The sequence below is a fragment of the Oceanobacillus sp. NCCP-135 genome (assembly GCF_059698015.1).
Window position 1 is genome coordinate 136,594 of sequence record NZ_BAAKSZ010000001.1, and the last position, 12,861, is coordinate 149,454.

General features: G+C 38.3%; 10 protein-coding genes and 1 pseudogene. 7 read left to right on the plus strand and 4 right to left on the minus strand.

What is annotated here, in order from left to right; all coding sequences use genetic code 11:
* Positions 1 to 110 precede the first annotated feature (110 nt).
* Complete coding sequence (locus AC6HVZ_RS00595; RefSeq protein ID WP_497556182.1) at positions 111 to 938, plus strand: 3D domain-containing protein; 828 nt, start codon at positions 111 to 113, stop codon at positions 936 to 938.
* Positions 939 to 1,039: 101 nt separating this feature from the next.
* Here the strand turns inward: AC6HVZ_RS00595 and AC6HVZ_RS00600 are convergent, their stop codons facing one another.
* Positions 1,040 to 1,954, minus strand: coding sequence for a ketopantoate reductase family protein (locus AC6HVZ_RS00600; RefSeq protein ID WP_497556183.1), 915 nt, complete (start codon positions 1,952 to 1,954; stop codon positions 1,040 to 1,042).
* Positions 1,955 to 2,094: 140 nt separating this feature from the next.
* Positions 2,095 to 3,345: a DNA polymerase IV gene (locus AC6HVZ_RS00605; protein WP_497556184.1), complete on the minus strand. Its 1,251-nt coding sequence runs from the start codon at positions 3,343 to 3,345 to the stop codon at positions 2,095 to 2,097.
* Between the two features lie 314 nt (positions 3,346 to 3,659).
* Between AC6HVZ_RS00605 and AC6HVZ_RS00610 the strand changes: the two genes are divergently transcribed.
* From AC6HVZ_RS00610 to AC6HVZ_RS00625, 4 genes are all read left to right on the plus strand, one after another.
* Complete coding sequence (locus tag AC6HVZ_RS00610) at positions 3,660 to 4,118, plus strand: CoA transferase (protein ID WP_497556185.1); 459 nt, start codon at positions 3,660 to 3,662, stop codon at positions 4,116 to 4,118.
* 370 nt (positions 4,119 to 4,488) lie between these two features.
* Positions 4,489 to 5,049, plus strand: coding sequence for a glycerol-3-phosphate acyltransferase (locus tag AC6HVZ_RS00615; RefSeq protein WP_497556186.1), 561 nt, complete (start codon positions 4,489 to 4,491; stop codon positions 5,047 to 5,049).
* Positions 5,046 to 6,671 (plus strand): GNAT family N-acetyltransferase, encoded by a 1,626-nt coding sequence (locus tag AC6HVZ_RS00620; RefSeq protein ID WP_497556187.1) that lies wholly within the window; start codon positions 5,046 to 5,048, stop codon positions 6,669 to 6,671. Before AC6HVZ_RS00615 ends, AC6HVZ_RS00620 begins: the two co-directional genes overlap by 4 nt.
* Positions 6,643 to 8,496: an LTA synthase family protein gene (locus tag AC6HVZ_RS00625; RefSeq protein ID WP_497556188.1), complete on the plus strand. Its 1,854-nt coding sequence runs from the start codon at positions 6,643 to 6,645 to the stop codon at positions 8,494 to 8,496. The genes AC6HVZ_RS00620 and AC6HVZ_RS00625 overlap by 29 nt, the downstream gene beginning before the upstream one ends.
* A gap of 3 nt (positions 8,497 to 8,499) precedes the next feature.
* Here AC6HVZ_RS00625 and AC6HVZ_RS00630 read toward each other — a convergent pair whose 3' ends face one another.
* Positions 8,500 to 8,655, minus strand: a complete 156-nt coding sequence (locus AC6HVZ_RS00630) for a hypothetical protein (protein WP_497556189.1) — start codon at positions 8,653 to 8,655, stop codon at positions 8,500 to 8,502.
* A gap of 122 nt (positions 8,656 to 8,777) precedes the next feature.
* Between AC6HVZ_RS00630 and dacB the strand changes: the two genes are divergently transcribed.
* Together dacB and AC6HVZ_RS00640 are read left to right on the plus strand one after the other, a co-directional pair.
* Positions 8,778 to 10,133 carry a D-alanyl-D-alanine carboxypeptidase/D-alanyl-D-alanine endopeptidase gene (dacB, locus tag AC6HVZ_RS00635; RefSeq protein WP_497556190.1) on the plus strand — a complete coding sequence of 452 codons (1,356 nt, stop codon included), beginning with the start codon at positions 8,778 to 8,780 and terminating at the stop codon, positions 10,131 to 10,133.
* A gap of 31 nt (positions 10,134 to 10,164) precedes the next feature.
* Positions 10,165 to 10,380, plus strand: a pseudogene (locus AC6HVZ_RS00640) (alpha-L-glutamate ligase); the annotation flags it as partial.
* Between the two features lie 118 nt (positions 10,381 to 10,498).
* Here AC6HVZ_RS00640 and AC6HVZ_RS00645 read toward each other — a convergent pair.
* Positions 10,499 to 12,121 (minus strand): BCCT family transporter, encoded by a 1,623-nt coding sequence (locus tag AC6HVZ_RS00645; RefSeq protein WP_497556389.1) that lies wholly within the window; start codon positions 12,119 to 12,121, stop codon positions 10,499 to 10,501.
* Between the last annotated feature and the right edge of the window lie 740 nt (positions 12,122 to 12,861).

Consider the following 12,861-nt stretch of genomic DNA (forward strand, 5'->3'; position numbering starts at 1 on the left):
TTGTCCTTCAAATTGTAACTTGTGTCACTCTCTTTTAAACTGGCTGTAACCACAAATAGGGGGGGCGCATGGTACGATTGGTTTGTTAATAATTAAAGGGGGACTACATAATGAAAAAGTTAGTATCTTTATTTGTAGGTTTAATTATTTTATGTATTTCTGCAGTGTCCGTTTCTGCAGCAGAGAGTGAATATGAAATTCAAAAAGGTGACACACTTTGGGATATTGCAATTGACCATAACACGACAGTGGCAGAATTGATGGATTTGAATGATTTAAGCTCTACGTTAATTCATCCGAAACAGGTATTGGAAATTAATGAAAGTCAAATAGAGTATTACGATGTAAAAAAAGGAGATACATTGAGCAGCATCAGCGAAGATTACGGTAATGACGTAACCGTTGAGAATCTGAAAGTATGGAATGATCTTTCATCTGATTTGATTATCACAGGGCAACAATTGATAGTAAATGGGGAAGGTCCTGTACAACAAAAAGCAACAAAACAAGTGGAACAAACAGCTGATACAGATACCCAATCCAGTAAATCCACGAAATCCGAGTCAGCTGCCAGTGTGAAAACAAGTGAGAAAGAAAGTAAACCGGAAAAGAAGGAAGAGTCAAATAAACAGCAATCAAACGCAGAGGGCAGAACATTTTCTGTGGAAGCAACTGCTTACACAGCTTACTGTGCAGGATGTTCAGGAATTACCGCAACAGGTGTAAATTTAAAAGAGAATCCGCATGCAAAAGTGATTTCCGTTGATCCAAATGTTATTCCACTTGGCACAGAAGTTTATGTGGAAGGCTATGGGCGTGCTGTGGCAGCTGATACCGGTGGCGCTATTGTTGGAAATCGAATAGATGTCCATCTGCCAACGAAGGATCAAGCATATAACTGGGGTAGGCGAACAGTAACCATTACTATTTTAGAGTGATCAAGCAGGGACGAGGCGAACAACCTTGTTCCTGCTTTTAATTGCTTCCTTAAAAATAGTTCTTTGTCTCAGAGGGGCAGTAACTCTATCCTTCTATCCTACTAAAACGCTTGCTCCATCTCACTGATTCTTCGGTAAAGGTCCCTGTTCACAGGTGTTTTGACCCCATGTTTCTTTCCTAATTCCACCACGGTTCCTGCAAATAATTCCAATTCACTCATTCTCTTTGCTTCCATATCCTGGCGCATAGAAGGTTTGCCACGCGGACCTAGTTTGCCTACAATATCCAGCCAATACTGTAAGTCTTCTTCGGTTAAATGGATTCCTTCATAGTTGGATAGGTCTAAAACCTCCCGCATAGCGGAAATCATCATTTCCCGTGCCTTACCTTCCTTTTGAATCTCACCGTAATCACTCTCAAATACAGCCACTGTCTGATTCACCCCGACATTGAGCATGAATTTTCCCCATTGTCTTTTGATCATGTTTGCATCCAACTCGAAAGGCATTTTCACCTTTTTGAAGAAATTTGCAATCCTTTTAACTTTTGGTGTATCCATTCCTTCCTTTTCACCAAAACAAAGGATGCCAAAATTATCATAGGTCTGCTTATTACCTTCTTTGACAGCATCCATGCCTTGTGCAACGCAATAGATGATTTTATCGAATCCATAATAGGTACCAATTTTCTCTTCACTTGAAATGCCATTTAATGTGGATAGAAAGATTGTGTTATCGCCAACTTGGTTTTCTACGGCCTTGATGGCATCTTGAAGTCCGTTGTATTTTACAGCAAAAATAATTAAATCTGCCGGTTCTACAGATTCTTCAGGGGTTATAAATTGAAATTCACAACGCTCCCCATTACAGTAAATTCCTTCCTTTGTATACATTTCTATTCGATCCTTATCAGCAATAATTCGTAAATTCTCTTTCGGTATTTGTTTGGACAAATGATGTCCATATAAAATCCCCAAAGCTCCTAATCCGATAATAGAAACATTTTTAATTTCCATAAAATAACTCCCCCTTATTTTTTAGAAATATGAGAATTTATCAATATGTTGATGTAATTATATCATTATTATTGGAACGAGGGGACTAAGGAACCTTGTCCCCCATTTATGACAGCATAACTTAGGAGGCAGATTAACCATCACGCCTTATGCCCACCAATTTTTCCACTCCGATCTAACGTAATCCCTGCATCTGTATAGCTGGACGCACGCAGAATTGCAGTTGATCCAAACCGGTCGCGAATGGTGTCCATCACATAACCGATATCATTTTTCTTGGTACGATCTTCAAACAAATCCAACTGTGTTTCTCCTTTTTCGTATAAATTATCTAAAGTTACATATACACGTCGTATGTTACTTTCTCCATCATAAAACTGGTCGAAAATTTGCCTGCATATATGATACATATCCATTGTTATATTTGTAGGAATGTTAATTGATCTGGAGCGGGCAAATCCACCGCTTGTTTCTTTTGAATAGGATATCCCAAGGTGAATGGTTTTTCCTACTTTATCTGCAGTTCTCGCTCTACGACATACTTCTTCACAAAGATCAAGGATACAAACGGCTACTTCTTCACTAGAATAATCACGCAGTAAAGAAATTCCGTGTCCGAATCCTTTTTGTTCTGTCTTTATAAAATCACCGAAAACAGGACTTAGATCAATTCCCCAGGCGTGCCAATATAATTGTTCTCCCATGACGCCAAAGCGTTTTTTTAGATATTTTAAATTAAATCTTGCGAGCTGACCTAGTGTGACGATTCCCATGCGATTGAGGTTTCGCTTCATCCTGCTGCCAATGCCCCAAATATCTTCAACCGCGAATGGCCATAGCTTTTCTTTTACATCCTCGTATTTGCATTCGGCAATACCTGTTTTTTTACCGTGTAAATCCATGACTACTTTTGCCAGGAATTTATTATCACCAATACCAATGGAAGAAGTGATTCCGAAGTTCTCCAGAATATCCTGCTTGATTTTTTTAGCGACTTCCCAGCGATCACCAAAAAGTTTCTGCAGCCCATTTACTGTTACCCAGACTTCATCAACAGAATACTGGTGAATGGCTTCCTTTGGTGCATACTGATTAATCAGTTTTGTGATTTCAACAGAAACTTGGAGATAGTCAGCCATATGGGCAGGAACGATATGAATATCCGGATCATTTGGCAACTCAAAATAACGACTGACATTACTAATCCCGTGTTTTCTTTTTAGCTCCGGAGATGCGGCCAGAACAATACTTCCCGACCTGCTTGGGTCACCAACGACGGCGAGCAGTGTTTTCATCGGATCCAGTCCTAATTTAACGGCTTCCACACTCGCATAGAACGAACGCATATCGATACAAAGTACATCATTGCGAGGATACGAGGAGTAATCCATGTAACTACACCACCTTAAAGGAACGTTTGTTCTAATTATATGCAGTCTTTGAAAAAATATCAATGGAAATTAATTCATGTACCATATTGTCCTATTTATTTAATAATGATAAAAATTATTCTTGTAAGTCATAACTAAGTATATTATCATTTAGTTTATAATAACTATCTGAAATGAATGAATAATTTGCGTATTTTTAAAAATTTAAAGGGAGTTGACAAAGATGATTTCTGCATTAACCCCACTTGACTGGAAACGCAGAGCAGTAAAATATTATCCGCAAAAAACAGCTATTGGATGGCAGGTATTTCTCAGTGGGGAGTCTTGAATCTCCGTTTAGGAAAAAGCTATGTGAATCATTAGGTATTCCACATATGATTGATTTGGCTGAAAGTACAAAAACTGAAGACATCCAAATATTTAAAATAGCTGTAACAGAAGTATTTCTGGAAAAAACATATGATGAGTGGATGGAAATATTTAGTAATGTTGATGCATGTGTCGAACCTGTCCTTACATTTTCTGAAGCTGCTGGGCATCCACAAATTAAAGCCCGGAATATGGTTGTTGATATTCCTAAGGATGATGGAACTTATCAAAAACAAATCGCCTCTCCAATTAAATCAACAGTCTATAACCAGAAATACAAACACGTTGGAGGAAAACGAGGAGAAAATACGGTAGATGTCTTAAAGCAGATTGGTATGGATGAGAATCAAATCAAAGAATTAATTGAAAAAGACTTATTTGGAAAGACAGAAATCAAAAAATAAAAGGCCAGTTATTCGGAAGTTATGAATGAGGCTCTTTTTGCCCCTTGACGACTGCACTTTGTTCGCCACACCAAAATACTAAGACTGCGCACTGCTCGCCCTATCGAAGCCAATTGTTGTTTTTTTTGAACATTGATAGCATTCCTAAAAGACGACATGACTAGAAATGATAGCAGGTGCGTTTATTATGTGATAAAACTACATATGATCTTCTTGTTCCTTTATTTCAAAGTGCTTGCAGGTACTGGGCAAGCATACAATTACCGACAAATTCTCAAGTAAAAACTATCCCCCTTATAAAATCACACCGTTCACCTAATTAGAGATTAATGGTAAAATAACACATAAGTTGATTTTTGAAAAGTAAGGGGTGAATCCTCTGTTAGCGTTTATTTTGCTAATTCTATCTTATTTATTGGGTGGGTTGAATGGAGCTTACTATGTAGGAAAGTTGGCTGCCAACCAGGATATAAGGGAGTTTGGAAGCGCTAATGCCGGAGCGAGAAATGCAGGAAGAGTGTTTGGGTGTTCTGCCTTTATCTATACGGTAATTATTGATGCTTTAAAAACAATTCTCCCATTACTTGCAGCAGTTAATTTAATTAATGCCAGTGATTTCTTACTAGGATGTATCGCATTAGCAGTCTTGCTAGGGCATATCTGGCCTTTACAGCTTCAATTTCGTGGAGGCAAAGGTGTTGTCGTCTATTTGGCTGTAGCTCTTGTGCTTGCGCCTTTGACACTGCTCGTAGCCGGAGTGCTTTTGTTAATAGGCTTAGGTCTGAAAAGAAGCTTTACCATCGCCGGATTGATAGCACTTGCAGTTATTCCAGTCACATTGTTAATCACTTCAGACTATATGCTAGCTGGAATATTTTTGCTGATGCTGATTATCATTATACTTCTGCATAGAAAAGGGGACATAAGATGAGTCTTTCAACATCATTTTTGTATAAAATTGCAGATCATGCTGATGAATTAGAGCAAATCCATCAGCTGAATTATGAGACGTTTGTGGAAGAAATTCCACAGCATGATACAAATAATGAAAAGAAATTAGTCGATCGCTTTAATGAAGAAAATACATATATTATTGCCAAAAGAAATGATGAGGTTGTCGGGATGATTGCTGTTAGAGGAAACCGCCCTTTTTCACTCGATCAAAAGCTTGAACATCTTGACGCCTATTTACCTGAAAATGCTGCACCATGTGAAATAAGACTCCTTTCAATAAAGCCAGCTTATCGTGGTCGGTCTATTTTCTATGGCTTATGTGAAAAACTTGTTTCCTATTGTTTGGAAAAAGGATATAACATGGCTTTAATTTCCGGAACGATAAGACAGACAAAGCTGTATAAGCATATTGGATTCACGGCATTTGGACCACCCGTTGGTACAGAGAGGGCACCATACCAGCCAATGTATTTAACGAAAAAGAACTTTGAATCAGCATCCAAGCTGTTCGAAAGACTAATTCAAAGAGAAGAAAAAGACTTTTATCATAATTTTCTTCCGGGACCTGTGGAGCTGTCTGAAAGCGTAAAAAAAGCATGGAAGGAACCGGTGATTTCTCATCGGTCTGTAGCTTTTCAAAAAGTCATCGAAGACGTGCAGCGCAAGTTATGTCAGCTCACCAAAGCGGCGTATGTAGAGATAGCAGTAGGAACAGGCACACTTGCGAATGATATGATCGCAGCGCATTTATCCATTACTCGCAGCAGAGGGCTAATACTTTCCAATGGAGAATTTGGAGAGAGATTAATCGATCATGGAAATAGATGGAGTCTTTCTTTTGCACAGATAAAAAAGCAATGGAATACGGCGATTGGATTAGATGAAATCGAAAATATATTAGAGCGAAATCCGGATATTCAGTGGCTTTGGACCGTTCAATGTGAAACATCTACTGGATATGTTTATTCCCTGAATGATTTGCAGCAAATTTGCACTAAACATCATGTGAATCTTTGCCTTGATGCATGCAGTACAATAGGTGTTCTTCCGGTTGATTTAAGCAAGGTTTATATAGCAAGTACTGTCAGCGGAAAGGGGCTTGGATCCTATCCCGGACTAGCTATTGTTTTTCATCAAGAAAACATTTTGCCAACTAAACAGATCCCGGCATATTTGGATCTAGGAATCTATCAAGCTTCAGGGAGTGTTCCTTTCACCCATTCATCCAATGAATTGATGGCTTTACAGGCAGCATTAGCTCATCACCTTCCACCGACGGAAGAACTGGCTAAGGAGATTTGCCAAGCTCTTAAAGCATCAGGTATGACAGTACTTCGTGAGGAAGGGTATTCACCAGGAATTATAACGGTTAGCTTGCCAGAGGATATACAATCAAAGGATTTTGGTAATCATTTAAAAACGCTAGGTATATATGTGAGTTATGAAAGCAGTTATTTAGTAAAACGAAATTGGTTTCAGGTGGCATTGATGGGAAAGCAGGATCCTGCTAATGTCTGGAAGGCTATTGGAATGATTCAAGAATACTTTTACAAAGAAAAGAGCAGTCGTAATGCAAAAAATAAAAACGCTTTTATCTAATCATATAATCGCATCAGCAATCATCTTCCTATGGCTAAAGACAGTGCTTGTCATGCTATTTGGTTTTGGTTTATCTTACTTATCCTGGCTGGATATCCTACTACTCATCATCAGTCCTGTTGGCACGCTGCTGCTTTTCATCGGATTCAGTTTTCTTTTCAGCAAAAGGGTTCATCCGGTTGCTTTAATGATAATTTATCTATTGATCACAGGCCTTTTATATGCTAATTTACTTTATTACCGTTTTTATATAGATTTCGTAACTGTATCTGTTTTGCTGCAATTAAATAATGTTGGCGGCCTTGGAGCAAGTACGGTAGAATTGCTTTCTCCATTCGATATTTTATTGTTTATCGATATTTTCGTCATTGGATTTGTATTGTTTTCAAAAAGGAAAGAGCAAATTAATATGCCGAATAAAAGAAAATACGGATTAGCCAGCATAGGATTAATTGTTCTTACCGTTATCTTAAGTATGATACAAAATAACTATATATTCAAAACGGAGTATGACAGGCAAGGGCTTGTTAAATCGCTTGGGCTGTATAATTATCAGGTAGTCAATATGATCTTTGGGGTGATCGCACCAATTGAAAAGATTTTTTCCGATGAAGTGGATGCTAAAGCGGTAAATAGTTTTATCCAAAAGAAGGATAATGAAAAGACGGAATTTTTTGGAATGGCTGAAGGGAAAAATGTGATTCTGATCAGCATGGAATCTACACAAAATTTTGTTATAAATGAAAAAGTAAATGGGGAAGAAATCACACCATTTCTGAACGATCTCATTCAGGACAGCTTTTATTTTTCCAATATATATGATCAGGCTGCACAAGGGAAGACATCTGATACAGAGTTTATGCTTGATACAGGATTATATCCACTTCCAAGTGGTTCAGTTTTTGTGCGTCGTCCGAAAAATGAATTTGAATCACTGCCTAATATTTTGCGGGAATATTCCGGTTACAAAGCATATACTTTTCATGGAAACGATGCTGATTTTTGGAATCGAAAACAAATGTATGAAACGCTAGGCTATGAGCATTTTTTTGCAAAAGAGAACTATAACGTTACAGAGGAAAACGCTGTTAATTATGGGATTAAGGATATTCCCTTTTTTGAGCAATCGATGGAAGATCTCATCTCACTGCCTGACCCGTATTTGGCAAAGTTTATCACATTGACGAATCATTTTCCTTTTCTGCTGGAAGAGGAGGATCAATTGATTGAGCCAGCCGACACACAGGTTGATGTTGTGAATCGTTATGTTACTACGGTAAGGTATCAGGACAAGGCTTTGGAGCGTTTTTTTGAGCTGCTTAAAGAAGAAGGTTTGTATGAGGATGCGATCTTCGTGATCTACGGTGATCATTATGGTATCTCGAAAAAATATGAAGCAGGTCTTCACGAATTGCTTGGACAAAGAAATACACCACTTCATCATTTAGAATTGCAGGAAATACCCGTAATCATTCATGTTCCTGGCCAACAGGAAAAAACAATCGAATCAATTGGTGGTGTAATTGATATTCGGGAAACACTGATTCAGCTATTAGGTATTTCATCAGAAGATCGCATTTCCTTCAGCCGGAATTTGTTTACAAGATCAGAAGACACACCGGTTGTTTTCCGGAATGGGGATATGATCGCAGAGGATTATGCTTATACGGATAATGTTTGTTATGACAGAGCTTCTAAAAAGAAAGTAAATAGTCAATACTGTTCGTCCTATCTTAAAACAGCACGTGAAGAGCTAGAGTATTCGGATAATATCATACTTGGGGATCTATTCCGATTTATTCCGCATGCAGGGGAAGGAAAGTAAGCATCAATTTAATTTAGGGGACTGGACAATCCATCCCCCTATGCTATTGATTCCTTCTTTATCAAAAATTTTAATTGCCTCATTCATCAAGCTTTGCGTATTTGATTCATCGTCTCCTGATTTAAGTGAACAATTTAATAATAATGCTTTTATACTCATGCTATTCCTCCTTTCTTCATCCTATTCCCATTTCGATTTGAATTAAACAAAGAGTAAAAAGAGGAATCATCAAAATAGTGTAGAAATATATTGGTAGGGAGTTTAATACGAGGGGGTATTTGATGAAACAGCAGCTAGATCAATTTGTGAAGGAAGAAATTAAATTGCAGGGTGCAATGATTGGGATAAGTGTTCGCTGTGCAACTAGTGGTGAAAAGTTATATGAACATATGCCTAATACCCGTCTGCATCCGGCCTCTAATATGAAGCTGTTAACAGCAGCTGCAGCACTGAATGTTTTAGGAGAAGATTACAGATTTAGCACAGAACTAAAAACAGATGGGCTAATGAAAGAAGGTATACTTCAAGGTAACCTTTATTTAGTTGGAAAAGGTGATCCCACATTGCTCCCAGCTGATTTTGAAGGATTTACTAGTAAGCTCCGAGAACAGGGTATTAATGAAATTAACGGGGATATACGTGGTGATGACACATGGTATGATGACATCAGGCTTTCAGCAGACTTAAACTGGAGTGATGAGCATTATTATTATGGCTCACAGGTGTCGGCATTAACAGCTTCTCCTAATGAAGATTATGACTCAGGCTCTGTCATCATTGAAGTAACCCCAGGAGCAGTTGGAGAAATACCTACCGTAAATGTAATTCCTGAAACAGATTATGTAAAGGTTACTAATCAAGCAATCACTGCTGAAGTAGCTGAAGATGATGAATTATTTATTACTCGGGAACATGGTGGAAATACCATTACTGTCCGAGGAGCAATTGCGGCAGGTAAAACTCTCAGAAAAGAATGGATTTCTGTATGGGAACCAACAGGCTATGCCTTGGATCTTTTTCAGCGAGCATTAAACAAGCAAGGTATTTCCTGGACAGGAACTGTAAAAACAGGAAAAGCTCCTATAGAGGCGGAGACATTGATTTTCCATCAGTCCATACCTTTGGCTGAATTGCTTGTCCCAGCTATGAAGTTAAGCAATAACGGTCATGGTGAGATTTTGATAAAAGAGATGGGGAAGTTTGTATACGGTGAAGGCAGCTGGGAAAAGGGATTAGAGGTACTAGGGAAAGAACTGATTCGGTTTGGAATGAATCTGGATTCAATGGTCATTAGAGATGGTTCAGGTATATCACATGGTAATTTAATACCGGCAAATGAACTTTCGCTCCTATTATATGCTATCCAAGAGGAAGAGTGGTTTCCGGTATTTTTAAATTCTTTGCCACATGCAGGAGAAAATGAACGAATGGTTGGCGGCACACTCCGAGAAAGAATGAATGGATTATCTGTAAAAGCAAAGACCGGTACAATATTAGGTGTAAGTACATTGTCTGGTTATGCAGAAACGAAACAGGGGGAAAATCTGATTTTCTCTATCATGATTAATAACCTGATTGATGAAGAGGAAGGAAAAGATATGGAGGACAGACTGCTGGAGATTATAATTAATAATTAATGGTGATGTTTGTATGAAATCGATAAAAGGAAAGTATGAACAAGTTCTTGCAGCAAATGATATAAAAATTGCCGGAATTGAATTTATTGAGGATAAGGACAGAAATATTATTACGTATGATATGAATACGAGCACCAATTATAACAATGATGCTGAAGCAAAAAGCGGGATGTACGGGCTTGAAGTTGCTAAGTTTTTAAATAGTGAGCTGAAACAATTGGAAGCAAAGACTGTATTGAAAATATAGAGAGTAAAGCGGCTTCGTTACTGTAAATATTTGGCAATAGGGGGGCGTAGATTTGGGAGGAAAGATTTAAAAAAGCTGTTCAGAGTAGGAGATCCCCTTTTCTGAACAGCTTTGTTTATTAAAGTTCTTTTCCATCTTCAGCATCAGGAAGTGTTTTCTCAAACCCTTTGCGCATTTTTCTGAGCTCTTTTTGCTGCTTTTCCCGAAACTTCGGATCATGCAGGCGTTGTCTGGATTCCATTTGTAAAATTCCATGTTCGCTTTTAAGTGCTTTGAGGAGTGAAAAACACATAAAGATCATTAAAATTGCGAACGGAAATGCTGCAATTAGCATGGCCATTTCAAGTGCCTTTAGCCCGCCTGACCATAATAGAACCGCAGCAGTTCCGGCAAGGATGACCCCCCAGACAAGTTTAACTCCCGTGCCTGGATTTAACTTACCTCCTGTGGTTAGCATGCCAAGTACAAATGTACCGGAGTCAGCAGAAGTTATGAAGAAGGATGCAATCAAGAGCACTGCGACCCCCATAACAATGGCTGCCATAGGCTGTGACTCAAGAAATGCAAATAACGCTACTTCGTTGCCTGCTTCGCTCATTAACTGGTGAATAGAACCGCCTTGAGCCATATCCATTTCCAAACCAGCAATACCGAAAACAGAGAACCAGAAGGCACTGAATATTACTGGTATAGCTGTTACCCCGATAACAAATTCACGAATCGTCCTTCCTCTTGAAACCCGGGCAATAAAGGTTCCAACAAATGGCGACCAGCCAATCCACCAAGCCCAGTAAAAGAGTGTCCATGCATTAAGGAACTCTCTGTCACCCTCAAATGCATTCATGCCTAATGTCATACTTGGAAGGTTTTGAATATAGTTTCCAATTGTTGTTGTAAATGACTCGATCATCTGTACAGAAGAACCGAGAATAAATACAAAAGCCATCAATGCAATAGCAAGAATAATATTTAACCAGCTCAGGTAGCGGATACCCCGGTTAATGCCTGTAGAAGCAGAAAGCATAAATAACCCTGTGATAACTAAAATAACAATGAGATTGGTACCCAGTGTATTTGGAATTCCTTCAAAGGTATAGTTTAACCCAGCTGTAATCTGTGTTGCACCAAGTCCAAGCGATGTTGCAATACCAAATACAGTAGCAAAAACGGCCAGTGTATCAATGGCAATACCCAAGCCCGACTTAGATCGTTCGCCGATCAGTGGCGCAAAAGCGGAACTGATCAAAGCAGGAGCCCGGTGGCGAAATTTAAAATAAGCCAGTGTCAATGCAAGCACTGCATATGTAGCCCATGGATGGAATCCCCAATGGAATAAGGTGTACTGCATGGACTCTTCTGCAGCAGCTATCGATTCAGGTGCAGCAGCAGGAGGTGAGTAATAATGTGTTAGAGGTTCTGTCACACCATAGAATACGAGACCGACCCCCATGCCAGCGGTGAATAGAAATGCAAACCAGGTAAAATAACTATACTCCGGCTTATCATCAGGCTTTCCAAGCTTGATTTTTCCAAATGGCCCGAAGATCAAAAACAGTGCAAGCAAAACAAACCCTGTAGTAACCAATAAATAAAACCAGCCAAATGTCTCTGAAATAAAACCGTCAATCAAGCCTAATACATATTCAACATTCGATGGGAAAAAAGCTCCCCAAATAATAAATACAGATATCAATGCAATAGATACCCAAAAAACGGATGTAACTGCTTTGAATTTAATAATAAGACCTCCCTATGTTTTTTTCGCAGGCTAAGAAAGTATAAAACTTTCTTAGCCTGTGGACTCCGATGATTCGCTCCACCTTAAAGATTTACATAAGTGCAACTAGTGCTTTCGCCTACAAATGTTTTCTAATCAAAACGTTTGTAGTATAACATGAACAGATAATATGTCAATTTTTTCTATATGATGACAAACTCCATAATTTCGTTTGTTGGCTTTTAAAAGCACTTCTCACCGGTTAGTGTTTGAAATCAGACCATCCATTTACAACACTATTCATTTATACTACTTCCTGCATCGTTGCTTGATTATACCCTTCTTTTTATAACATTAATCATAGTCTTTGGTAAAACATTCCGCCTTGTAGCCTCACATTGTTGCACCAGCATTGCTATTTACTCCCAATCCAATTTTATTTCCAGTAACACATTCCTCATGGCTTTAATAATTGTCGATGCAAGGTACGTTTAGTTTGTCCAAGCTGGCAAATTATAATTACAAACTCCAATAAGATGTTGGATCTATGTCATTATTTCATAGACAAAACAGTTAAGTTCAGAAGTGAATTGTATTTCTAATAAATTGAATTTGAAATAAGGTTGGATATAATATTTAGGAGCTAATGGCTATTTACTTAATGGTTTTTTTATCAATGAATTCTGTGGTTCTACAAATAAATAATATAATTCTTAAAACATACATCGAGGAACATTTGTTCTCAATGTGTGTAAAATATGGTA